General features: G+C 70.9%; 27 protein-coding genes and 1 tRNA gene. 5 read left to right on the top strand and 23 right to left on the bottom strand.

All coding sequences use genetic code 11. The features are described 5' to 3' along the window. Positions 1–51: 51 nt before the first annotated feature. A tRNA-Leu gene (locus DCI01S_RS08285) sits at positions 52–128 on the top strand. A gap of 62 nt (positions 129–190) precedes the next feature. On the opposite strand, the gene DCI01S_RS08290 is transcribed toward DCI01S_RS08285, so the two are convergent. The 22 genes from DCI01S_RS08290 to hisD form a co-directional block, all read right to left on the bottom strand. Continuing rightward, positions 191–640: an SRPBCC family protein gene (locus DCI01S_RS08290; protein WP_061228780.1), complete on the bottom strand. Its 450-nt coding sequence runs from the start codon at positions 638–640 to the stop codon at positions 191–193. A 236-nt stretch (positions 641–876) separates the two neighbouring features. Continuing rightward, positions 877–1,536, bottom strand: coding sequence for an MBL fold metallo-hydrolase (locus tag DCI01S_RS08295; protein WP_061228781.1), 660 nt, complete (start codon positions 1,534–1,536; stop codon positions 877–879). Next, positions 1,533–2,618: an S-(hydroxymethyl)mycothiol dehydrogenase gene (locus DCI01S_RS08300; protein ID WP_061228782.1), complete on the bottom strand. Its 1,086-nt coding sequence runs from the start codon at positions 2,616–2,618 to the stop codon at positions 1,533–1,535. Before DCI01S_RS08300 ends, DCI01S_RS08295 begins: the two co-directional genes overlap by 4 nt. A 160-nt stretch (positions 2,619–2,778) precedes the next feature. Continuing rightward, the gene (locus DCI01S_RS08305; RefSeq protein ID WP_061228783.1) at positions 2,779–3,495 is read right to left on the bottom strand and encodes a M23 family metallopeptidase; all 717 of its coding nucleotides are present in this window, start codon (positions 3,493–3,495) and stop codon (positions 2,779–2,781) included. A 208-nt stretch (positions 3,496–3,703) separates the two neighbouring features. Then, complete coding sequence (gene pyk / locus DCI01S_RS08310; protein WP_061228784.1) at positions 3,704–5,122, bottom strand: pyruvate kinase; 1,419 nt, start codon at positions 5,120–5,122, stop codon at positions 3,704–3,706. A 46-nt stretch (positions 5,123–5,168) separates the two neighbouring features. Then, a complete protein-coding gene (lgt, locus tag DCI01S_RS08315) occupies positions 5,169–6,074 on the bottom strand; it encodes a prolipoprotein diacylglyceryl transferase (RefSeq protein WP_061228785.1) in 906 nt (301 codons plus the stop codon). Continuing rightward, the gene (trpA, locus tag DCI01S_RS08320) at positions 6,071–6,862 is read right to left on the bottom strand and encodes a tryptophan synthase subunit alpha (protein ID WP_061228786.1); all 792 of its coding nucleotides are present in this window, start codon (positions 6,860–6,862) and stop codon (positions 6,071–6,073) included. Before trpA ends, lgt begins: the two co-directional genes overlap by 4 nt. After that, positions 6,859–8,154, bottom strand: coding sequence for a tryptophan synthase subunit beta (gene trpB / locus DCI01S_RS08325; RefSeq protein ID WP_061228809.1), 1,296 nt, complete (start codon positions 8,152–8,154; stop codon positions 6,859–6,861). Before trpB ends, trpA begins: the two co-directional genes overlap by 4 nt. 67 nt (positions 8,155–8,221) lie before the next feature. Further along, the gene (gene trpC / locus DCI01S_RS08330) at positions 8,222–9,034 is read right to left on the bottom strand and encodes an indole-3-glycerol phosphate synthase TrpC (protein ID WP_061228787.1); all 813 of its coding nucleotides are present in this window, start codon (positions 9,032–9,034) and stop codon (positions 8,222–8,224) included. Positions 9,035–9,132: 98 nt separating this feature from the next. Next, positions 9,133–9,783 carry a TIGR02234 family membrane protein gene (locus tag DCI01S_RS08335; RefSeq protein WP_061228788.1) on the bottom strand — a complete coding sequence of 217 codons (651 nt, stop codon included), beginning with the start codon at positions 9,781–9,783 and terminating at the stop codon, positions 9,133–9,135. Then, positions 9,780–11,321, bottom strand: coding sequence for an anthranilate synthase component I (locus tag DCI01S_RS08340; protein ID WP_061228789.1), 1,542 nt, complete (start codon positions 11,319–11,321; stop codon positions 9,780–9,782). The genes DCI01S_RS08335 and DCI01S_RS08340 overlap by 4 nt, the downstream gene beginning before the upstream one ends. Then, complete coding sequence (locus DCI01S_RS08345; protein ID WP_007632015.1) at positions 11,318–11,497, bottom strand: tautomerase family protein; 180 nt, start codon at positions 11,495–11,497, stop codon at positions 11,318–11,320. The genes DCI01S_RS08340 and DCI01S_RS08345 overlap by 4 nt, the downstream gene beginning before the upstream one ends. 5 nt (positions 11,498–11,502) lie before the next feature. Then, positions 11,503–11,856, bottom strand: coding sequence for a phosphoribosyl-AMP cyclohydrolase (gene hisI, locus DCI01S_RS08350; protein WP_007632014.1), 354 nt, complete (start codon positions 11,854–11,856; stop codon positions 11,503–11,505). After that, positions 11,853–12,626 (bottom strand): imidazole glycerol phosphate synthase subunit HisF, encoded by a 774-nt coding sequence (gene hisF / locus DCI01S_RS08355; RefSeq protein ID WP_061228790.1) that lies wholly within the window; start codon positions 12,624–12,626, stop codon positions 11,853–11,855. Before hisF ends, hisI begins: the two co-directional genes overlap by 4 nt. 7 nt (positions 12,627–12,633) lie before the next feature. Then, entirely contained in the window at positions 12,634–13,548 is a 915-nt protein-coding gene (locus DCI01S_RS08360) for an inositol monophosphatase family protein (RefSeq protein WP_061228791.1), read from the bottom strand. A 65-nt stretch (positions 13,549–13,613) separates the two neighbouring features. Further along, a complete protein-coding gene (gene priA / locus DCI01S_RS08365) occupies positions 13,614–14,369 on the bottom strand; it encodes a bifunctional 1-(5-phosphoribosyl)-5-((5-phosphoribosylamino)methylideneamino)imidazole-4-carboxamide isomerase/phosphoribosylanthranilate isomerase PriA (protein ID WP_061228792.1) in 756 nt (251 codons plus the stop codon). Further along, positions 14,369–14,620 carry a hypothetical protein gene (locus DCI01S_RS08370; protein WP_061228793.1) on the bottom strand — a complete coding sequence of 84 codons (252 nt, stop codon included), beginning with the start codon at positions 14,618–14,620 and terminating at the stop codon, positions 14,369–14,371. The genes priA and DCI01S_RS08370 overlap by 1 nt, the downstream gene beginning before the upstream one ends. 22 nt (positions 14,621–14,642) lie before the next feature. After that, on the bottom strand, positions 14,643–15,308 hold the full coding sequence (hisH, locus tag DCI01S_RS08375) for an imidazole glycerol phosphate synthase subunit HisH (protein WP_061228794.1): 666 nt from the start codon (positions 15,306–15,308) through the stop codon (positions 14,643–14,645). Beyond that, positions 15,305–16,552 (bottom strand): MFS transporter, encoded by a 1,248-nt coding sequence (locus DCI01S_RS08380; protein WP_061228795.1) that lies wholly within the window; start codon positions 16,550–16,552, stop codon positions 15,305–15,307. The genes hisH and DCI01S_RS08380 overlap by 4 nt, the downstream gene beginning before the upstream one ends. Positions 16,553–16,559: 7 nt before the next feature. Further along, positions 16,560–17,183 (bottom strand): imidazoleglycerol-phosphate dehydratase HisB, encoded by a 624-nt coding sequence (gene hisB, locus DCI01S_RS08385; protein WP_061228796.1) that lies wholly within the window; start codon positions 17,181–17,183, stop codon positions 16,560–16,562. Then, positions 17,180–18,319, bottom strand: coding sequence for a histidinol-phosphate transaminase (locus DCI01S_RS08390; RefSeq protein WP_061228797.1), 1,140 nt, complete (start codon positions 18,317–18,319; stop codon positions 17,180–17,182). The genes hisB and DCI01S_RS08390 overlap by 4 nt, the downstream gene beginning before the upstream one ends. Further along, on the bottom strand, positions 18,316–19,656 hold the full coding sequence (gene hisD / locus DCI01S_RS08395; RefSeq protein WP_061228798.1) for a histidinol dehydrogenase: 1,341 nt from the start codon (positions 19,654–19,656) through the stop codon (positions 18,316–18,318). The genes DCI01S_RS08390 and hisD overlap by 4 nt, the downstream gene beginning before the upstream one ends. Positions 19,657–19,897: 241 nt before the next feature. On the opposite strand from hisD, the gene DCI01S_RS08400 reads away from it, so the two are divergent. From DCI01S_RS08400 to DCI01S_RS08410, 4 genes are all read left to right on the top strand, one after another. After that, complete coding sequence (locus DCI01S_RS08400; RefSeq protein WP_063935166.1) at positions 19,898–20,584, top strand: YceI family protein; 687 nt, start codon at positions 19,898–19,900, stop codon at positions 20,582–20,584. A gap of 71 nt (positions 20,585–20,655) precedes the next feature. After that, positions 20,656–20,826 carry a hypothetical protein gene (locus tag DCI01S_RS17190; RefSeq protein ID WP_156482559.1) on the top strand — a complete coding sequence of 57 codons (171 nt, stop codon included), beginning with the start codon at positions 20,656–20,658 and terminating at the stop codon, positions 20,824–20,826. 6 nt (positions 20,827–20,832) lie between these two features. Continuing rightward, entirely contained in the window at positions 20,833–21,645 is an 813-nt protein-coding gene (locus DCI01S_RS08405; RefSeq protein WP_167349552.1) for an EAL domain-containing protein, read from the top strand. A gap of 91 nt (positions 21,646–21,736) precedes the next feature. Then, positions 21,737–22,195: an Hsp20/alpha crystallin family protein gene (locus DCI01S_RS08410; RefSeq protein ID WP_007631991.1), complete on the top strand. Its 459-nt coding sequence runs from the start codon at positions 21,737–21,739 to the stop codon at positions 22,193–22,195. Between the two features lie 260 nt (positions 22,196–22,455). Here DCI01S_RS08410 and DCI01S_RS08415 read toward each other — a convergent pair whose 3' ends face one another. Continuing rightward, a complete protein-coding gene (locus DCI01S_RS08415; RefSeq protein ID WP_061228801.1) occupies positions 22,456–22,788 on the bottom strand; it encodes a hypothetical protein in 333 nt (110 codons plus the stop codon). Positions 22,789–22,877: the final 89 nt, after the last annotated feature.

Here is a 22,877-nt window from a genome sequence, read left to right on the forward strand (position 1 = left end):
GACGCTCACCGGTCGTCGGTTAGACTCACCGAGCAGCGGCTCGCCGCGCTCGCCCCCGTAGCCCAATTGGCAGAGGCAACGGATTCAAAACCCGTCCAGTGTCGGTTCGAGTCCGACCGGGGGCACCACCACGCCGACCCTTCCGCACCATGGCGGGGAAACTGTGCCGTTCAGCGCCCACGCCAGGAAGTCAGCCCTCGACGTCGGCCTTGAGGTTGGTCAGCAGCTGGTGCTGGATGCGCTTGAGTCCGGCCGGCGCGAAGGTCCGCTCGAAGAACCCGCCCACTCCCCCCGCTCCGTTCCAGGACGTGGTCATCTCGACGAGCGAGCCGCCCGTGGCCTCGCGGACGGTGTACGTGGTTGCCATGGACGAGTTCTCGTCCTTCTCCACGAGCGACCAGTGCGCGCCCGCGTCGTCCACCGTCACGGTCGCCTTGACGTCGCGATTGCGCTTCTTCGTCGCCTGCAGGTTCCAGGCCGCGACGGTGCCGTGGCCCTGCCCGCCCTCGATCAGCCGGTAGGCGCTGAACTGCTCGGGCTGAATCCGCGGCCGGACCCGGGCGTAGTCGGCGATCGCCGTGGTCACGGCGTCGACCGGTGCCTCGATGACGATGGTGTTGGTGGCGGTGACCCTGGCCATGTCGGTGACTCCTCCTCGTGGGTCCGACCCTCTCGCACCCGACGCGGTCGCGAGGGTGGCGCCCGGTGGGCGCGTCAGACCACTCCCATCCTGCCCGACGACGGCGGTCCGTATCGGCCCGCCGAGCGGTGGGTCTGACAGCCGGTCGGCCCGCCGGGACGGGACCGGCCCGCGGCGACACCACCCGGCGTCACACCGGGCGGGCCACCGCGGGCCGGCTGGTTCTGCGCGGGGTATCAGTGCCCGCGCCTGATCCACTCCTCGAGGTGCGGGGACTCGTCCCCGACCTTCGTGCCGTCACCGTGACCGGTGTGCACGAGGGTCTCCGCCGGGAGCGTGAGGATCCGCTCGCGGATGGAGGTGATGATCGTCGGGAAGTCCGAGTACGAGCGCCCGGTGGCGCCCGGCCCGCCCGAGAACAGCGTGTCGCCCGAGAACAGGACACCCGCCTCGGGGACGTGGAACACGCACGAGCCCGGCGAGTGCCCGGGGGTGTTCATCACGTCGACGCGGGTACCCGCGATCTCGAACTGCTGACCGTCCTGCAGTTCACCGTGGGACACGTCCGGATGCGTCTCGTCCCACAGCATCTGGTCGCCGGGGTGGACGAAAATCGGGGCGTCGAGCTTCTCGGACAGCTCCGGTGCCACCGTGATGTGGTCGTTGTGGGCGTGCGAGCACAGGATGCCCTTGACCTTCCGCCCCCCGACCGCGTCGATGATCGGCTGGGCCGTGTGGGCCGCGTCGATCACGAACACCTCGGAGTCGTCCCCGAGGATCCAGATGTTGTTGTCCACCTCCCATTCGCCGCCGTCGAGCGCGAAGATCCCGCTCGTGATGACCTTCTCGATACGCAGTCCACCGGCGTAGCCGGCGCTGGTGTAGGTCTCACTCACAACGTCACCACCGATCGCAGTACGGAACCGGACTTCATGGCGTCGAACGCCGCCTCGACGGCGTCGATGCCGATCCGCTCGGAGACGAACTTCTCCAGCGGGAGTCGACCCTGCAGGTGCAGGTCGACGAGCATCGGGAAATCCCTCTCGGGCAGGCAGTCGCCGTACCAGGAGGATTTGAGGGACCCGCCGCGGCCGAAGAAGTCCAGCAGCGGGAGCTCGAGGCGCATCTCCGGCGTGGGGACGCCCACGAGGACGACCGTGCCGGCGAGGTCGCGGGCGTAGAACGCCTGCTCGTACGTCTCGGGCCGGCCGACCGCGTCGATCACGACATCTGCGCCGAAACCGCCGGTGGACTCCCGGATCGCGGCGACGGGGTCCGTGGAGGTCGAGTTGACCGTGTGGGTCGCCCCGAAGTCCTTGGCCCACTCGAGCTTGGTGTCGTCGATGTCCACCGCGATGATCTCGGAGGCGCCCGCGAGTCGCGCGCCGGCGATCGCGGCGACGCCCACACCGCCGCACCCGATCACGGCCACGGACTGGCCGCGGGTCACCTTGCCGGTGTTGATCGCGGCACCGATGCCGGCCATCACGCCACAGCCGAGCAGACCGGCGACCGCCGGATCGGCGGACGGATCGACCTTCGTGCACTGGCCCTCGTGGACCAGCGTCTTGTCGATGAACGCCCCGATACCGAGAGCGGGCGTGAGCGCGGTGCCGTCGGTGAGGGTCATCGGCTTCGACGCGTTGTGGGTGTTGAAGCAGTACTCGAGCTGCCCGCGCTTGCAGGCACGGCACTCGCCACACACCGCCCGCCAGTTGAGGACGACGTAGTCACCCTCGGCCACGTGCGTGACGCGGTCCCCGACGGTCTCGACGACTCCTGCGGCCTCGTGGCCGAGGAGGAAGGGGTACTCGTCGTTGATGCCGCCGTCCCAGTACGCCAGATCGGTATGGCAGACGCCGCACGCCTGCACCCGAACGATGACATCGTTGGGCCCCGGATCGGGCACCACGACATCGACCAGTTCGACCTCGGCACCCTTGCTGCGGGCGATGACGCCCTTCACGGTCTGCGACATGGATCGCCTCTCGATTAGATGTGGATACTCCCCACCCACTCTGTCAGAAGCGCACGGAGCCCGACCGCACAAAGCGATGCGCCCCGCCTCCTTCAGGGGAGGCGGGGCGCAGTGCGTGCGTGAGCCGGGATGGCCCGGTCAGACGGCGAGGCCCTCGCGATCAGACCGCGATGCCGTTGGCGCGCAGCCACGGCACGGGATCGATCCACTGGCCGGCCGGGTTCCGCACACCGAAGTGGAGGTGCGGCCCGGTGGAGTAGCCACGGTTGCCGACCGTCCCGATGACCTGGCCGGCGTTGACCCGCTGCCCCACGGAGACGTAGTTCTGATCGTTGTGGCCGTACTCGAGGAGGTGCCCGTCGTCGGTCTGGATGCGGATCCACAGGCCGTACCCGGACGCCGGCCCGGCCGCGACGACGGTGCCCGACTTGGCGGCGAACATCGGGGTGCCGATCGGGGCGCCGAAGTCCGTGCCGTTGTGGAACGTGCCCCAGCGCGGGCCGAAGCCGGAGGTGATCGGGCCGTAGGTCGGGGCGTGCGCACCACCGGCGGCCGGGAGGCCGAGCGAACCGAACATCGCCGGGTCGATCGCGTACTCGCGCAGCTGCTCGGGGGTGAGTCCGATGCCCTGGACGACACCCTGCGCCATCTCGGTGAGCTGGTCCACGCCGATCTCGGCGGACTGCGCGGACGCGGCGGGGGCGGCGGCGAGGGCCGCGCCGCCGGTGAGGGCCGCGCCGGCGACGGTGCCGGCGACGAGGCGGCCCACGGCGTTGGAGGAACGGGCTGCACGGTGGCGACCGGCGGTCGCGCCGGAACCCTCGACGCCGAGTCGGTCTGCGAGCTCGGCGAAGGTGATGCGAGTGGCGTCGGACATCAGGGGAAACCTCGGGGTCTAGAGGGGTGAAGCGGTGAGCCGACCGGCTTCCCCGGTGGCCTCCAAGAAGGTAACAGAATTGTCTCGGCGCTGTCACGTCAAAAGCACGAACTCAGACGAAAGCACCGGTGAGCGGGGGTGCTCACCGGCGCTTCCGGGTGTTATCAGATGGTGACTACAGGCGGTCGACGCCTCGTCCCCGCCCTGTTCAGTGGTCGGCCTCGCCGATCCGGTGCACGAGGATGAAGTTGGTCGACCCCTCCACCCCCGGCACGTTGCCGGCGACGATCACGATGAGGTCGTCCTCGTTGTATCCCTCGACCGGGAGCAGGAGTTCGTCGGTGACCTTCACCAGCTCCGCCGTCTCGGTGACGCGGTCGGTGAGGAAGGTCTCGGTTCCCCACGTCAGCGACAGCTGACTGCGGATGCGCGGATCGCCGGTGATGGCGATGAGTGGCAGGTGACTGTGCAGGCGGGCGAGACGCCGGACGGTGTCACCGGTGGAGGTGACCGCGACGAGCGCCTTCGCCCCGAGCCGCTCGCCGATCTCGCGCGCCGAGTACGAGATCACGCCACGCTTGGTGCGCGGGATGTGGACCAGGTCGGGTGCGGCGGTGGAATCCGACTCCACAGCCAGCGCGATCGAGGACATCGTCCGCACGGCGTCGATGGGGTACTTGCCCACGGAGGTCTCGCCGGAGAGCATGACCGCGTCCGCCCCGTCGAGGACCGCGTTGGCCACGTCGGAGGCCTCCGCCCTCGTGGGCCGGGAGTTGGTGATCATCGACTCGAGCATCTGCGTGGCCACGATGACCGGCTTGGCGTTCTCGCGGGCGATCTGGATGGCCCGCTTCTGGACCAGCGGGACCTCCTGCAGCGGCAGCTCAACGCCCAGGTCCCCGCGCGCCACCATGATGGCGTCGAACGCCAGCACGATGGACTCGAGGTTCTTGACGGCCTCGGGCTTCTCGAGCTTGGCGATGACGGGGACGTGGATGCCCACCTCGTCCATCACCTCGTGCACGAGGTCGACATCCGCGGGGGACCGCACGAAGGACAACGCGATGAAGTCGACGCCCAGAGCGAGGGCGAACCTCAGGTCGGCGATGTCCTTCTCGCTCAGTGCGGGCACGGAGACGTTCATGCCCGGAAGCGAGACGCCCTTGTTGTTGGACACGGTGCCGCCCTCGGTGACGACGCAGCGCACGTCGTCGCCCTCGACCCGCTCGACGGTCAAGCCGATGTTCCCGTCGTCCACCAGCAGGCGGTCCCCCGGGCGCGCGTCGGCCGCGAGACCCTTGTACGTGGTGGAGACGCGGTCCTTGGTGCCCTCGACGTCCGCGACGGTGATGACGACGTGGTCGCCCTCCGCCCACTCGTGCCGGCCCTCGATGAACCGGCCCAGCCTGATCTTGGGGCCCTGGAGGTCCGCGAGCACGCCGACCGCGCGTCCGGACTCGTCGGAGGCCTTGCGGACCCACTTGTAGTTGGCCTCGTGGTCGGCATGCTCTCCGTGACTGAAGTTGAGGCGGGCGACATCCATCCCCGCGTCGACCAGCTCACGGATGCCGGCCTCCGAGGCGACAGCGGGACCCAGGGTGCAGACGATCTTGGTACGACGATTCACCCGACCCAATCTAGTCCCCTCGACCGGCTGGCCGGTTAACCCGACGTCAACGGCCGGACAACGGGGGTGCGTCCGTCGGGCCGTCCCCCACCGACTCGTCCACGGGATCGCCGAGAGCGCGCAGCTCCGAGGGGGCCTCACGGCCGCGGCGGGCACGCCAGAAGTACAGCAGCGCGGCGATCATGACGACCAGCGACACGATCGTGTTGATCCGGAGACCGAACACCTCGGTGGCGGCGTCGGCGCGCAGCAACTCGACCCAGAACCGGCCGAAGCAGTACAGCGCCACGTAGAGGGCGAAGAGCCGGCCGTGTCCGAGCCTGAACCGGCGGTCGATCAGCACCAGCGCGACCGCGACGAGGACGTTCCACAGCAGTTCGTAGAGGAACGTGGGGTGCACCGTCGCCAGCACCTGCCCGGTGGAACGCCCGATGGTCTCGGAGTAGCCGTACGCCTCGTCGTAGCGCTGGTAGATCTCCAGGGCCCACGGCACGTCTGTCTCGCGTCCGTAGAGCTCCTGGTTGAAGTAGTTCCCGAGACGGCCGATGCCCTGCGCGAGGACGACGCCCGGCGCGATCGAGTCCCCCAGTGCGCCGAGGGCCCGGATCCCCTGCTGCCGGAGTCCGATGTAGGCCCCGAGCGCACCGAACGCGACGGCGCCCCAGATGCCCAGACCGCCGTCCCAGATCTTCAGCGCGTCGACCGGGTTACGGCCCTCACCGAAGTAGCGGTACCAGTCGGTGGCCACGTGGTAGATGCGCCCGCCGATGAGCCCGAACGGGATCGCCCACAGCGCGGTGTCGAGCACGACCCCCGCCCGCCCGCCACGCGCGACCCAGCGCTTCTCGCCCCACCAAACCGCGATGACGATGCCGAGGATGATCCACAACGCGTAGGCGCGCAGCGGGAACGGGCCGATCTCCCACACGCCTTGGGGAGGGCTCGGGATCACGACGACACTCCGCGGCGACGGACACCCTCGGCCAGCTCCGCCGTCAGACGCCTGAGCGCGTCCGGCCCCTCGGTCGCCGCCGTGATGAGCGCCGAGCCGACGATGACGCCGTCGGCGTAGGAGGCGATCTCGGCGGCCTGGTCGCCGTTCCGCACACCCAGACCCACACCACAGGCCAGATCGGATATCTCGCGTACGCGCCGGGTGAGCGTGCGCGGCGCGTCCGAAACGACGTCCCGCGCGCCGGTCACCCCCATCACCGCCTGGACGTAGACGAAGCCACCCGTGCGCGACAGCGTCATCGCCAGCCGTTCCGGGGTGGACGACGGGGCCACGAGGAAGACCCGGTCGATGCCGTGCGCATCGGAGGCGGCGATCCAGTCGTCCGCCTCGTCGGGGATGAGGTCGGGAGTGATCACGCCGGTGCCGCCGGCCGCCGCGAGATCGGCGGCGAAGCGGTCGACCCCGTATTGCAGGACGGGGTTCCAGTAGGTCATCACCACGGGCACCGCGCCGGCGTCAGCGACCGCCCGGACGACCTCGAAGGTGTCCGCGACCCGGAATCCCGCCTCGAGGGCGGTGTCCGCGGCGGCCTGGATGGTGGGGCCGTCCATCATGGGGTCGGAGTAGGGGATGCCGACCTCGATGATGTCGCAGCCGCCCTCGACCATCGTCCGGACGGCCTCGATCGATCCCTCGAGGGTCGGGTACCCGGCCGGGTAGTAGCCGATGAGCGCGGCCCGGTTCTCCGCCCGGCACCGCTCGAACACGTCGCTGAGAACGCTCATCCCTCGACTCCCCCGTCCGCGTACGCACCCTCGCCGTCGTCGGCACCCCGGCTCGAATCCACCCCGGCCTCCGGCGGCTCACCACCGCCCAACAACCCGAACCACCGCGCGGCGGTGTCGACGTCCTTGTCCCCGCGGCCGGAGACGTTAACCAGGATCAGGCCGACCCCCTCGGCGGCGAGCTGGGCCGCTCCGGCGACCGCATGTGCGGACTCGATGGCCGGGATGATGCCCTCCGTACGGCACAACTGCGCGAAGGCGTCCATGGCCTGGGTGTCGGTGATCGGCCGGTATTCGGCGCGACCGATATCCGACAGCCGCGAGTGCTCCGGCCCGACGCCCGGGTAGTCCAGGCCGGCGGAGATGGAATGCGACTCGATCGTCTGACCGTCCTCGTCCTGCATGAGGTGGGCGTACGAGCCCTGGAACACGCCGGGCCGGCCGGCGTTGACGGTCGCCGCGGTACGCCCGGTCTCCACACCGTCACCGCCGGCCTCGCAGCCGACGAGGCGCACGGACTCGTCCTCGATGAACGGGTGGAACAGGCCGATCGCGTTGGAACCACCGCCGACGCAGGCGACCGCGGCGTCCGGCAGCCGTCCCGCCTGCTCGAGGATCTGCACCCGCGCCTCGGCACCGACGATCCGCTGGAAGTCGCGGACCATCGTCGGGAACGGGTGCGGCCCGGCCGCCGTGCCGAACGCGTAGTAGGTGTCGTCGGCGTGCGCGACCCAGTCGCGCATCGCCTCGTTGATCGCGTCCTTGAGCGTGGCCGAGCCGATCTCGACGGCCTCGACCTCCGCGCCCAGCAGACGCATCCGGGCGACGTTGAGCGCCTGACGACGCACGTCCACCGCGCCCATGTAGATCTTGCACTCCAACCCCAGCAACGCACACGCAGTGGCGGTGGCCACCCCGTGCTGGCCGGCGCCGGTCTCCGCGATGACGCGGTTCTTACCCATCCGCTGGGCGAGCAGCGCCTGACCGAGCACGTTGTTGATCTTGTGCGAGCCGGTGTGGTTGAGGTCCTCGCGCTTGAGGAAGACCCGGGCGCCGATCTCCTCGCCGAACCGCGTGGCCTCGTACAGAGGGGACGGCCGACCCGAATAGTGCTTCTGCAGCCGGTCCAGCTGGTCGAGGTACTCCTCGTCCGCGCGGGCCTTGGCGTAGGCGTCGGTCACCTCGTCCACGACCGCCATCAACGCCTCGGGAACGTAACGGCCCCCGAACGGCCCCCAGTGGCCGCGCTGGTCAGGCTCGTGTCCGGTGGCTGTCCGGAGCACCTCCCCCATGGTGGGCAGTGACGTCAGATCCTTGGAGTTCACGACTCCCAGTCTGCCGGAAGCCCACCACCGGGGCCTAGCGGGGCCCCTGCGGGCAGGAGGGGTGAGCACCCGCCGTGGCCAGCGCGTTGCAGGCCGCACGCGGGTCGCCCTGCGTCACCAGCCCCTCGCCGACGAGGACCGCGTCCGCACCCACGCTGGCGTACGCCAGGAGGTCGGAGGCGTCCCGGACACCCGACTCGGCGATCTTCACGACGTCGGACGGCAGGCCCGGTGCGATGCGGGAGAACACGTCCCGGTCGACCTCGAGGGTCTTGAGGTTGCGGGCGTTGACGCCGATGACGCTCGCTCCGGCCTCCAGGGCGCGGTCCGCCTCCTCCTCGGTGTGGACCTCCACCAGCGCGGTCATCCCGAGCGACTCGGTACGGTCCAGCAGCGACACCAGGGCGTCCTGCTCGAGGGCGGCCACGATGAGCAGGACCAGGTCCGCTCCGTGCGCCCGCGCCTCGTGGATCTGGTACGGCCCCACGACGAAGTCCTTGCGCAGGACCGGGATGTCGACCGCGCGCCGGACCGCGTCGAGATCGGCCAGGCTGCCGTGGAAGCGTCGCTCCTCGGTCAGGCACGAGATGATCCGCGCCCCGCCGTCCTCGTACATGCGGGCCAGCACCGCCGGATCGGGAATGTCGGCCAACGCCCCCTTGGACGGGCTCGCCCTCTTCACCTCGGCGATGACGCCCACACCCGGGTCGCGCAGCGCCTTGAGCGCATCGAGCGGGTCCGACGCGGACAGGGCCGCCTTCTTCACCGACTCCAGGTCGATGACGGCCTCGCGGGCCGCGACGTCCTCGCGGACCCCGTCGAGAATCGAGTCCAGCACGGTACCCACCGTGACCTCCCTCAGCAGTGATCGGGGCGGAAAGTGTGATCGAGATCGACAATAGAGGTCCGGAGCCGGGTTCCCGAATCGGGTCCACCCCGTCGCGGTCAACCGGTCGGATCGCGTCCTTCGTCGAGCTCCGACCAGAGGTCACGACCGGCGTCGCCGTCCGCGTCATCCCTCGCTTCTCCGCCGGTTCCGCGGCGTACGGCGGGCGTGACGTACCGGTCGTCGCGCCGCACCGGACGCGCCGGCCGCGCGAGGACGACGATCCCCGCCGCGAGCAGCGCGGCCGCGCCGGCGCCGGTGAGCGACGGGCCCACCGGCCGGGTCGACGACTCGGTGATCCGGGACCACTCCGGGATCGACTCGGAGCCCTCGGCGCCCGGCCCCGCGTTGGTCCGGGCGACCCCCTCGTCACTCGTGATCACCGTATGGACCCGCTCGGCGTCGACGCCGCCCACCGACGAGATCAGCAACGCGACGGCCGCCACCCCGAGCAGGGCGATGACCGCTCCCACGGCGCGGGCCGCGAGCCCCCGCACCAATGCCACCGCCGCAATGGCGGCCAGGGCGCCCAGCGCGAGCGGCACAAGAGCCGGCTGCCACTCGGCGCCGACGAGCGCGCGCCGGGCCTCACCCGACTGGTCGTTGAACGCGGCCACATCGAGCCACACCATCCGGGAGGCGATCCACAGCAGGGCCGCGCCGACGAGCAGCAGGACGACGGGCACCAGGAGCCGGGCGCGACGGCTCACCGGGACTCCCCTGCCGGCCGCAGCGTCTCCGCGGCGGAGACGGCCCGCAGGACCGCCATCGCCTTGTTGCGACACTCGGCGTCCTCCGAGGCCGCCACCGAGTCGGCGACGATTCCGGCCCCGGCCTGGACGAACGCGGTGCCGTCCTTGATCACCGCCGAGCGGATCGCGATGGCCTGATCGGTGTTGCCCGCGAAATCCACGTAGCCGACCACGCCGCCGTACACGCCGCGGCGGGTGTCCTCGAGGTCCTCGATGATCTGCAGGGCCCGCGGCTTCGGGGAACCCGAGAGGGTGCCGGCCGGGAAGCACGCGGTCACCGCGTCGATGCCCGTCCGCCCGTCGGCCAGGCGCCCCGTCACCGTCGACACGAGGTGCATCACGTGGCTGTACCGCTCCACCTGGCGGAACTCGGTCACCTCGACCGTGCCCGGGACGCAGACGCGGCCCAGGTCGTTGCGCCCGAGGTCGACCAACATCAGATGCTCGGCGTTCTCCTTGGCGTCGTCCACCAGGTCCTTGGCGAGCAGGATGTCGTGCTCGTCGTCGTCACCCCTGGGCCTCGTCCCCGCGATGGGGTGGGTCGTGGCGACGCCGTCGACCACGGTGACCAGAGCCTCCGGGCTCGATCCCACGATCGTGAACGCCGTCCCGCCGAACCCGTCCGGCCCCGTGCCGTCCGGGATCGTCATGAGGAACATGTACGGGCTGGGGTTGGTGGTACGCAGGATGCGGTACACATCGCGCGGCGAGGCGTCGGTGTCGACCTCGAAGCGCTGGCTCAGCACCACCTGGAACGCCTCGCCCGCGTGGATCTGCTCGATGATGTCGGCGACCCGCGCGTGATAGGTGGGCTCGTCGGTGCGACGACGCACCCGCGGATCAGGTGTGTTGAACACGCTCACCCCGCCGGCGCCGGGCTCGGCGAGACGCGCCGTCATCGACTCGAGCCGCTCGACCGCGTCCGCATACGCCTCGTCCACCCGCTCGTCGCTGCCGTCCCAGTTGACGGCGTTCGCGATGAGATGGATCCGGCCCTCGTGGTGGTCGAAGGCGGCCAGATCCGTGGCCAGCAACTGGACGAGCTCCGGCACCCGTAGGTCGTCGATCGTGTCGGGGGCGATCCGCTCGAGCCTGCGGACGATGTCATACCCCAGGTAACCGACCATCCCGGACGTCAGCGGCGGCAGGCCCACGATCTGGTCGGTCCGCAGCAGCTCGAGGGTCCGTCGGAGGGCGTCCAGCGGATCACCGCCGGTCGGCGCGCCGGCGGGGACGCTGCCCCACCACGTCGCCTCGCCGGCCTCGTCGACCGTCAGCGCGGCCGCCGCGCCACAGCCGATGAACGACCACCGTGACCAGGAGCGCCCGTGTTCGGCCGACTCCAACAGGAACGTGCCCGGCCGGTCCCCCGCCAGCTTGACGTAAGCCGAGAGCGGGGTCTCGGAGTCGGCGAGGACCGTGCGCACGACCGGCACCACCCGGTGCCCCGCGGCGAGCGCGCGGAACTGCTCCAACGTGGTGGTCGCGGTGCTCATCCGAGGGCCTTGCCGCCGATGCCGAAGGAGTCGTGCGGCATGTCGTTGACATGGACCCACACCTTCGCGGGGTCCTTGCCCGAGGCCTCCGCGTACGCCGCGGTGACGGCCTCGATGACGCGGGCCTTGCCCTCCGCGGTCATCCCGTCGAGCTGGTTGATCTGGATGAACGGCACGGCGATCAGTCCTCCCCGAGAAGTGTGGCGGTGTCGAAACAACTGGTCGTGCCGTTGTGGCACGCCGCCCCGGTCTGGTCGACCCGGAGCAGGACTGTGTCCCCGTCGCAGTCGATCTCCACGCTACGGACGTGCTGCACGTGGCCCGAGGTCTCCCCCTTCACCCAGCGCTGACCCCGCGAGCGCGAGTAGTACACGCCGCGGCGGGTCGCCAGGGTCTCGGCGAGTGCGGCGTCGTCCATCCACGCCATCATGAGCACCCGACCCGAGGTGGCGTCCTGCACGACGGCCGCGATCAGGCCGTCGGCATTGCGTGAGAGCCGCTCGGCGATGGACCGGTCCAGGACGTGCGCGGTCATCGGACCGTGATCCCCTCGGCCGCGAGCGCCTTCTTGACGTCGCCGACGGTCATCTCCCCGAAGTGGAAGACGCTGGCGGCCAACACCGCGTCCGCCCCGGCGTGGACGGCGGGCGCGAAGTGCTCCACCGCGCCCGCGCCTCCCGAGGCGATGACGGGGATCGACACGGCCTCACGGACCGCCCGCACCATCGCCAGGTCGAAACCCTCCTTGGTGCCGTCGGCGTCCATCGAGTTGAGCAGGATCTCCCCCACGCCCAGCTCCTGCCCGCGCCGGGCCCACTCGACGGCGTCGATGCCGGTGCCGCGGCGGCCACCGTGCGTGGTGACCTCCCACCCCGACGGCGTCGGCTCTGAGCCCTCGGGCACGGTGCGCGCGTCGACGGAGAGCACGATGCACTGCGAACCGAAGCGCCGGCTGAGCTCACCGAGTAGCTCAGGTCGGGCGATGGCCGCGGTGTTCACGCTGACCTTGTCGGCGCCGGCCCGCAGGAGCTGGTCGACGTCCTCTTCGGCACGGACGCCGCCGCCCACGGTGAGTGGGATGAAGACCTGCTCGGCCGTGCGGCGGACCACGTCGATCATGGTGCCGCGACCCGCGGACGACGCGGTGACATCGAGGAACGTGAGCTCGTCCGCTCCCTGCGCGTCATAGGCCGCGGCGAGCTCCACGGGATCGCCGGCGTCGCGGAGATCGAGGAAGTTCACGCCCTTGACCACACGGCCGGCGTCGACGTCGAGGCACGGGATGACCCTGGTGGCGAGTGTCATGGTCGAATCACCGATCCCCGGCGAGCCACGGGCGGGGACTCTCCGGTTCCGGCGTGGCGCGACGTCGACCCGCCTCGAAGAAGTTCCCCGGCTCCCCGAGCTGCCGGACCGTGCCCAGCACCTCCGCGTGGGCTCGCGGCGACGCCGCCAGCAGCGAGGGCGAGTCGATGGACCACGGCTCACCCGCGAGGTCGGTGACGACACCCCCCGCGGCCCGGATGTGGGAGGCGCCCGCGGCGTTGTCCCAGGCGTAGTTGCCGAAGCTCACCGCGGCGGACAGGCGGCCCGACGCGACGAACGACAGGTCGACACCGGTGGAGCCGAACTTGCGGGTCCGCGCGGCGTCGAGGGTGAGCTGCTCGAACACCTCACGGCGGTAGGCCGGGGGGTACGTGGTGCGGGCGCCGGTGTTGAGCGAACCGAGCCCGAGTGCCACGTCGCGGATGGAGACGTCCGACATCCGCGGGGACTCGACGCCGTTCTCCATGAGCGGCCCACCGGCGATCGAGGTGAACGTCAGACCGAGCAACGGCAGCCATGTCAGGCCGAGCACCGGCTGACGATCGTGAACCAATGCGACCAGGATCCCCGCCGTGGGGATCCCCAACGAGTAGTTGGCGGTGCCGTCGATCGGGTCGACCACCCACAGCGTGCCCTCGTTCACCGGAGGGCCGCCGAACTCCTCACCGTGCACCTCGAGGCCCGTGCCCTCACGCAGCGCGTCGGAGATCCGGCGCTCCAGTTCCAGATCCAGCTCGGTTGCGAAGTCGTTCCGAGTGCCCTTGTTCTGGACGCCGGGGGCGCCGACACCCTCGACGAACCGTGGCGTCACCTCGTCGAGCACCCGCCTCGCCAACGCGAGCGCCTCGGCGGGATCGACGGGGAGTCCCGTCGGCAGGGTGTTTCCGGTCTGGTCTGACATCTCGGGCCTCCTGCTCGAGGTCGTGCGGGGGTGGAGCTACCGGGTGGACACGGCGCTCGATGGATTCAGCGGCCGCTGACGGCGGCGAGCGCTTCGGGAAGAGTGAACCGTCCGGCGTAGAGGGCCTTGCCCACGATGGCCCCCTCCACGCCCTGCGGCACCAGCGAGGCGATGGCCTCGAGATCCGCGACGGACGAGACGCCACCGGAGGCCACCACCGGTGCGTCGGTGGCCGCGCACACCTGGGAGAGCATCTCCAGGTTGGGCCCGTTGAGCATGCCGTCCTTGGACACGTCGGTGACGACGTAGCGGGCGCACCCGTCCTTGTCGAGGCGCTCGAGGACCTCCCACAGGTTGCCGCCGTCGGAGACCCATCCCCGACCACGCAGCCGGGGCTCTCCGTCGATGACCCGCACGTCGAGACCCACCGCGATGCGGTCACCGTGACGGGCGATGGCCGAGGCGCACCACTCGGGGTTCTCGAGCGCGGCCGTGCCCAGGTTGACGCGCGCGCACCCGGTGGCGAGCGCGGCCTCGAGCGACTCGTCGTCGCGGATCCCGCCGGACATCTCGACCTTGACGTCGAGCGCCCCCACGACCTCGGCGAGGAGCTCCCGGTTGGTACCCCGTCCGAACGCGGCGTCCAGGTCCACCAGGTGCACCCACTCGGCGCCGTCGTTCTGCCACTGCATCGCCGCGTCGAGCGGTGCGCCGTAGGAGGTCTCCGTCCCGGCCTCGCCCTGGACGAGGCGGACGGCCTGCCCGTCGGCGACGTCGACGGCGGGCAGGAGTTCGAGGTATCTGGCGTTGGTCACGGGCATCAGCCTAGTCCGTCGTCAGCGGGGCGCTCCGCCTGCCCGCCGGGCTCCTCGCCGTACTCCGCGCGGATCGCGCGATCGGTGAACCGGCGGGACGTCAAGCCCATCGCCGCCACCGTCGCGACGACGCCGGCGAGGGCGACGACCGCGCGCCCGGCGGGCGGCAGGGGCAGCAGCGCGACCGCGAGCGCGGTCAGCGCGAGCACCAGGACGCCCGCCCCCGCCACCGCCAGGGCGAGCGCGGCGAACGACACCGCGGCCGGGCCGCGGTCGCTCTCAGGCGACAGAGCGGATCCAGTTCTCGAGGAGCTGCAGGCCGGCGTCCCCGGACTTCTCGGGGTGGAACTGGGTGGCCGACAGCGGGCCGTTCTCCACCGCGGCGATGAACCGGGTCCCGTGCTCCGCCCACGTGACGTCGGGAGCACGCAGGTGGTCGGAGGGCTCCATCTCCCATCGCTGGACGCCGTAGGAGTGCACGAAGTAGAAGCGCTCGTCGGCGGACATGCCGGCGAACAGCACTGTGCGCGCGGGTGCCTCGACGGTGTTCCACCCCATGTGCGGGAGGACGGGGGCGTCGAGCTTCTCCACGACACCGGGCCACTCCCCGCAGCCGGGAGCGCCGGGAGAGCCCTCGTGCTCCCCGTCCGAGAACTCGGTTCCGCGCTCGAACATCACCTGCATGCCCACACAGATGCCCAGGACCGGGCGTCCGCCCGCGAGACGCTCTCCGATGATGCGGGGCCCCTTGACCGCCTCGAGGCCCTTCATGCAGGCGGCGAACGCCCCGACGCCGGGCACGACGAGCGCCTCGGCCTCGGTCGCCACGCGCGGGTCGGAGGTCAGCTCCACCCGGGCGCCGACACGCTCGAGAGCGCGATGAGCCGAGCGCAGGTTGCCGGAGCCGTAGTCCAGGAGCGCCACCCGCGGGGTCGTCTTCGTCATGAGTTCACCTTATCGCCGCTGTCGTCGGAGGCCAGATCTCGTACGGGCCGCGTGCGACGTGCACCCACCGCCGCCGGGCCGCCCACCACGAGGACGATCCCGGCCGCGACCGTGAACAGCACGACGTAACCGAAGCCCGCGAACGCGCCCATGACCACCGACCCGAGCCCGGTGCCGGCGTCGAAGGAGATGTTCCACGACGCGGACGCGGTGCCCAGCCGGGAACGCGGCATCCGCTCGAACGAGCCCACGAGGGCCTCGTTCTGGACGGCGCCGAACCCGAGGCCGAAGACCACGGTCGGGACGAGGAACCACCAGGGGTTCGCCTCCAGTGTCAACAGCGAGGCGATGCCGAGCATTCCGAGAGTCGCGACACCCAGTCCCGGCCACACCAGCGAGCCGGGGCCGCGTCGGTCCGACACGAGCCCCGCGACAGTGCGACCGACGATCACGCCGGCGCCCAGCAGGCCGAGCCCCAGCCCTGCGACCACGGCCCCGCTGCCGGAGGCGATCGAGTCGAGGGCCGGTGACAGGAACGAGGCCGCCGCGCCGTAGGGCAGTGTCACCGCGACCATCACCAGGAACGGTCCGGCGAGGAGGACTATCACCTTCCGGGGCCCCATCCCCTCGTGACCGGACTCCTCGGGCGGGGTCGGGAACACGTGGGGCAGACGCACCGCGGCGACGAGTCCGACGACGCCGAAGGCCGTGGCGGCCCAGGCCACCGTCGGCAGCCCGAACAGGTCGAGCAGCCACAGCCCGACCGGCAGGAAGAGCGCCTCGGAGATGCCCACGGCGAGGCCGATCAGCGAGGTCGCGCGTCCCAGCATCCCCGGCGGTGCCAGTTCGGCGACGAGCGCGGAACCGGCGACCGTCATCATGCCGAAGCCGGCGCCGCGCACTCCGCTGATGGCCAGCACCGCGAACGACCCGTCGAAGACCGCCAGCAGGCCCGAGGGCAAGCCCAGCAGGGCGCTGCCGATCCCGAGCACCCACCGGTACCCGATGATCCCCGTGAACCGGGGGGTGGCCAGCTGGAACAGGACCGTCACCGTCATGAACACGCCGGTGGTGGCCCCGGCGACGAGTTCACTGCCGCCGCCGCGGACGACCGCGAGCGGGACGACCGGCAGGAGCAGCGAGAAACCGCCGAACGCGAGCAGGACCAGGACGAAGGCCGCGGGGACGCCGGGGGTGCGGGCCAGGCGTGCGAACGCCCCCGGGTTCTCTAACCGCGCGTTCACGCCGGCATCACAGCGCGCCCTTGGTCGACGGGATCCCCGTGATGCGCGGGTCGGGCTCGACGGCGGCGCGCAGCGCGCGGGCCACGGCCTTGTACTCCGCCTCGGTGATGTGGTGCGGGTCGCGTCCGTAGTGCACGCGGACGTGGAGGGCGATCCGGGCGTTGTAGGCCAGGGTCTCGAACACGTGCCGGTTGAGGACCGTGCCGTAGGGCGCGCTGTCGTGGCCCACGATGAGGTAACCGAGCATCATGTCCGGTTCACCGGTGTGCACGCAGTAGGGACGGCCGGAGACGTCGACGACGGCCTCCGCGAGCGTCTCGTCCATGGGGATCGAGCACTGCCCGAAACGGCGGATCCCGCGCTTGTCCCCCAGTGCCTGACCGAACGCCTGGCCCAGGAGGATCGCCGTGTCCTCGACGGTGTGGTGGGACTCGATCTCGATGTCGCCCGTGGCGCGGACCGTGAGGTCGAAGGCGCCGTGCTGCCCGAAGGCCGTGAGCATGTGGTCGAAGAACGGCACCCCGGTCGAGATGTCGGTCTGACCGGTGCCGTCGAGGTCGATCTCCACGACGATCGACGACTCCTTGGTGGTCCTCTCGACGCGTGCCCGCCGCGCGTTGTGCTCGTTCATCGTCTCTCCTCGCTTCCGGTGGCGATCTCATCGGCCGCCAGGTCGGCGCTCACCTGCAGCAACCGGTCGTTCTCGTGCTCGAGCCCGATGGTCGCACGGAGCCGACCCGGGATGCCCACGTCGCGGATCAGCACGCCGGCGTCGAGGTAGCGCTGCCACGCGCGGCCGGCGTCCGCGAACGGGCCGTAGAGCACGAAGTTCGCCTCACTGGGCAGCACCTCGTAACCCTGCTCCTCGAGTCCGGCGGTGACCCGCTTCCGCTCCTCGGCGAGGAGCGCGACCGAGGCCAGCGTCTCGTCCGCGTGGCGCAGGGCGGCGCGCGCGGCGGCCTGCGCGATCATCGACAGGTGGTACGGCAGTCGCACGAGCAGCACCGCCTCGACGAAGGACGGGTCGGCAGCGAAGTAGCCGAGGCGGCCGCCGGCGAAGGCGAACGCCTTGCTCATCGTGCGCGACACGACCAGCTTCGCCGGGTACTCGGCCAGCAGGGTGCAGGCGCTCGGCGACGGGGAGAACTCCGCGTACGCCTCGTCCACCACCACGATGCCGGGCGCGGCGTCGAGAAGTCGACGAAGGTCGTCGAGGTCCACTACGTGACCGGTGGGGTTGTTGGGGGTCGTGACGAACAGCAGATCCGGCCGGTGGCGACCGATCGCCGCCAGCGCGGCGTCGACGTCGATCGACAGATCCTCGCCCCGAGGCACGGGAATCCACTCGGTATCGGTGCCGGACGCGAGGATGGGGTGCATCGAATAGCTGGGCACGAACCCCATGGCCGACCGCCCGGGACCACCGAAGGCCTGCAGCAGCTGTTGGAGGATCTCGTTGGAACCGTTGGCGGCCCACACCATGGCGACGTCCACCGCGACACCGGTCTGACGGGTGAGGTACGCGGCCAGATCGGTGCGGAGTCCGACGGCGTCACGGTCGGGGTAGCGGTTGAGATCCGTCGCGGCGGCGGACACGGCGGCGGCGATATCGGCGACCAGCGCTGGGCCGGGCGGGTGCGGGTTCTCGTTGGTGTTGAGCTGAACGGGGACCTCGAGCTGCGGCGCGCCGTAGGCGCTCTGGCCACGGAGGTTCTCCCGGAGTGGCAGGGCGTCGAGGCCGACGCCGGGGCGGGGGTCGGCGGTCATCGCTCGTCCCGCCCTGCGGCCAGGTCCTCGAAGCGGGCGCGCACGGCCTCGCCGTGGGCGGGCAGCCGCTCGGCGTCGGCCAGCGCCACGACGGTGGGGGCGATCTCCTTGAGGGCGGCCTGGTCGTAGTCGACGACGTGGATGCCGCGGAGGAAGGTCTGCACGCTCAGGCCCGACGAGTGGCGGGCGGTGCCGGAGGTGGGCAGGACGTGGTTGGACCCGGCGGCGTAGTCGCCGAGCGGCACCGGCGAATAGGCGCCGACGAAGACGGCGCCGGCGTTGCGGACGCGCGCGGCGTCGGCGGCGGAGTCGCGGGTCTGCACCTCGAGGTGCTCGGCCGCGTACGCGTCGACCACCTTCAGGCCGGCGTCGATGTCGTCGACCAGGACGATGCCCGACTGCGGCCCCTCGAGTGCCTCGCGCACGCGCTCGGAGTTGAGGGTGACGTCGTACCGGGCCTCGATCTCGCGGTCGACCGCGTCCGCGAACGTCTCCGAGTCCGTGACCAGGACGCTGGCGGCGTTCGGGTCGTGCTCGGCCTGGCTGATGAGGTCGTAGGCGACGTGCACCGGGTCGGCGGTCTCGTCGGCGAGGACGGCGATCTCGGTGGGGCCGGCCTCGGAGTCGATGCCCACGACGCTGCGGCACAGCCGCTTGGCGGCGGTGACGTAGACGTTGCCGGGGCCGGTGACCATGTCGACGGGCTCGAGGGCCTCGCCATCGGTGTCCTCCCCTCCGTAGGCGAGGAGCGCGACGGCCTGCGCGCCGCCGACGGCCCAGACCTCGTCCACTCCGAGGAGCGAACACGCGGCGAGGATGGTCGGGTGCGGCCATCCGCCGAAGTCGGCCTGCGGCGGTGAGGACACGACGAGGGATCCGACGCCGGCGACCTGGGCCGGGACGACGTTCATGATGACGCTGGAGGGGTAGACGGCCTTGCCTCCCGGGACGTAGAGCCCCACCCGCTCGACGGGCACCCACTTCTCGGTGACGAACCCGCCCGGGGCGACCTCGGTGACGCTGTCGCTGCGCCGTTGCGCCGAGTGGACGATGCGCGCGCGCCTGATGGCCTCGGCCAGTGCGGCCCGGATGTCAGGGTCGAGTTCCTCGGCCGCGCGGGCGATGACGTCGGCGGGCACGCGCACCGAGGCCGGCCGCACCGAGTCGAATTTCTCGCCGTGGTCGAGTGCTGCCCCGGCTCCGTGCTCGCGGACCGCCTCGACCACCGGACGGACGGTGTCGACGACGGAGTCGACGTCGGCGGCGCCGCGCGGGAGCGTACGCCTCAGCTCGGCCGTGCCGAGAGAGCGACCGCGCAGGTCGATGCGGGAGAGCATGGTGTGGCCTTTCCTCGGGAGCACCGTGGCCGCGGGCCGGATCGGCGCCCGTGTCGCGAGCACACGGTGGGCCATGACCCGCGCGGCCACCCGAATAGTCTAGTGCCGCCGACGGCGTCCGCGACTCGGGCCACCTGCCCGGGTGACCGCCGGGCGGGTCGTGCGACCCACGCACACGCCGCGCACGGATTGTCAGCCGGCGCTCATCCTTCCGCGGCCCCCGCTTTCTATGCTCGTCGGCATGCGGAAACTCCTGTGGGTGGTCGGTGCCCTCGCCGTCGTCCTCGTCGTCGTCCTCGCCGCACCGTTCGTCTACAAGGCCGCTCGCGGCGGCGATGACACCGCGCCGACGGTGATCGATGTCGAGGCCGCCGACGCCGCGGCGACCGACCTCGACGGCACCTGGGTCGTCGTGCCCGGCGAACCGCCGAACGGCACCGTCGCCGGGTACACGGTCGACGAGATGCTCCGCGGCGAGCCGGTGACGGTCGTCGGCACGACGAACAAGGTGAGCGGCGAGGCCGTGATCGCGGAGGGCGTGCTCGAGACGGGCCGTTTCGAGGTGGACATGGGCGGCCTGTCCACCGACATCGGCGCGCGCGACGAGATGGCCCGCTCGGCCGACATCCTCGACGTGGCCGGGCACCCCGTTTCGACCCTCGAGGTGGCCGATCCCGTCGACCTGGGCGCCGTGCCCGACGACGGCACCACCGCGACCGTGCCGATGCAGGTCAACCTCACCGTCAAGGGCACCACCGTCCGGACGCCCGTCGAGGTGACGGTGCTCCGGTCGGGCGATCGGATCATCGCCTCCGGCTCGATTCCGGTGACGTGGACCGACCTGGGGGTGGAACCGCCCAGCCTGGGATTCGTCACCGTCGCGCCGGACGGCACCGTCGACTTCCGGGTTGCCCTGGAGAAGCGGTGACCGTCGCCCGGAAGGGCGGGAACGGCGCGGTTCACCTCCTCGAACGGAGGGGGTGCTGTTAACATTGGCCGATGCAGCCGTGGACGACCCCGCGCCGCTCGGCGGTGTTCGCCTTCGTCCTGCTCGTGGCCACGGCCTTCGGGCGTCTCGGTGAGCTCCAGGAGTCCGGCGTCTCGCTGCACTGGCCCGTCGCGGGCGTGATCGCCCTGTGGGCGCTCGTCCTGCGCGACCGCGCGGAGTAGATGGTCGTGGGTCGGAGCGAGGGCCCCCGCGAGCGGACCCGCACCCGGGTGGAGTGGAAGAACCGGCTCGAGCGCGCGCTCGAGGCCGACGATCTGCTCCTGCATCTGCAGCCCATCATCGACGTCCCGACGCGGCGGGTCGTCGGCGCGGAGGCGTTAGTCCGGCTCGATGACGACGGCGTGGTGGTCCCGCCGTCCGAATTCGTCCGGGTGGCCGAGCGGGCTGGGATGGCCACCCGCCTCGATCACTGGGTGGTGCGGGCGGCGGTCGCGATGGCCGCGCGGCTGCGCCGGATCGAGCCCGACTTCTCGATGTGGATCAACGTCTCGGCCCAGTCGGTCTCCAGCGAGGAACTGGGGACCGCCCTGCTCGCCAACCTGGCGGACCACGGAGTTCCGCCGAGCGCGGTCGTTCTGGAACTGACCGAGACCTCGCCCGTGAACGACGTCTCCGCGGCGCGATCTTTGGCGCAGCGACTGCGCGCAGCCGGAGTCCGCCTGGCACTGAACGACTTCGGCACCGGGTTCGCCTCGTTGCTGTACCTGCGGCACCTGCTGTTCGACTTCGTCAAGATCGACGGGGAGTTCGTCGCCGAACTGGACACGTCCGATACCGACTGCACGATCGTGCGTTCCATCGTCGACCTCGCCACCGAGCTGGGCATGCAGGCGGTGGCCGAACCCGTCGGCTCGCCCGGGGTGCTCGACGTGGTCAGCCGGGAGGGGATCGCTCTCGCTCAGGGCTTCGGGATCGGCCGACCATGCACCGAGGACGAGTTCGTCACCCGCCACCTGACTGCCTCGAGCAAGGAAAGATGAGTCGGGAATACTCAACGAATGGGCTCCGTTGGACGAGGTGCGATCCCGGAAAGACCGGGCGCTCCCCGATCAGTCCTGAAGGAGACCTGCGATGGCCACCAGCAACCGCTTTGATCCGTTCCGTGAGCTCGACCGCCTCCTGGGCGAGGGGCTGCGCAGCGCGACCGCCTCGACCTCCCTGCCGATGGACCTCTACCGCGAGGGTGACCGCTTCATCGGCCTCATCGACATGCCCGGCGTCGATCCGGCGAGCATCGACATCGACGTGGAGGACCGCACGCTGACCGTGCGGGCCGAGCGTCGCTCCCCGATCGACGGCGACGGTCAGTGGCTCATGCACGAGCGCCAGTCGGGCGCGTTCGCCCGCCAACTCGCCCTGGGCAAGGGCCTGGCCACCGACAAGATCGAGGCCGACTACACCGACGGTGTCCTCCGGCTGGTGATCCCGGTGGCCGAGGAGGCGCAGCCGCGCAAGATCGCCGTCTCGCACGGCACCCAGCGCACCGAGCAGGCCGAGATCGTCGAGGGCTCGTCCGACCTCGGGAGCTGACCTCCCGCCTCGCATCGACGCGCGGTGTCGACTCACCCCGCCGCCTCATCCTCCCACGAGGTCGGGCGGCGGGGCGCGTCTCGTCTCGGCAGCCAACCGAGACGCGTTCCTGCGCGGACCCGACGTCGAGTTGCGGGAGGCGCCCCCGCTGATTGACGCCATGACCGCTTCCTCCGGCACAGGGCGTCGCTTTAAGGTGAGCGCACCGTGCGCGATAACCCCCTAGGTGGGGCCGGTACAGCTGCACCACTGCGAGACTCTCACTGCGGCGCCGGCGGTTCCTCCACGTCCCAGATCTGGGCGTAATAGCCGGACACGAGTGGCCACACCGCATTTCGTGCCTCAGCCACACCCGAAGCGATCGACGAGTCCAGCACGAACTCGTGCGGAATAACCCGTCCCGCCCGATCGGTCCTGTCGAGCGGGTCAGGAAAACGCAATGCCGCCCGGTCCCCGATGCGGACGAAGACCTCGTCATCGGGTCCGACATTGCCGAAGATTTGGTCATATTCCACGAGCGGATCATCGAACCCACCACCGTATACGAAGCGGAAGCCCCAGTGCCGGCCGCGCGTAGCCCAGATCAGACTCATGCCTTACTCCGGATCAGGACGTGGTCATTCTCGGCTGCGTCGAGGTCCAGCTTGAATTGGCTGAGCGTCACACCCACGGCATCGCCTTT

Source organism: Dietzia cinnamea NBRC 102147, from assembly GCF_001571065.1.
In the GTDB taxonomy this organism is placed as follows: domain Bacteria; phylum Actinomycetota; class Actinomycetes; order Mycobacteriales; family Mycobacteriaceae; genus Dietzia; species Dietzia cinnamea.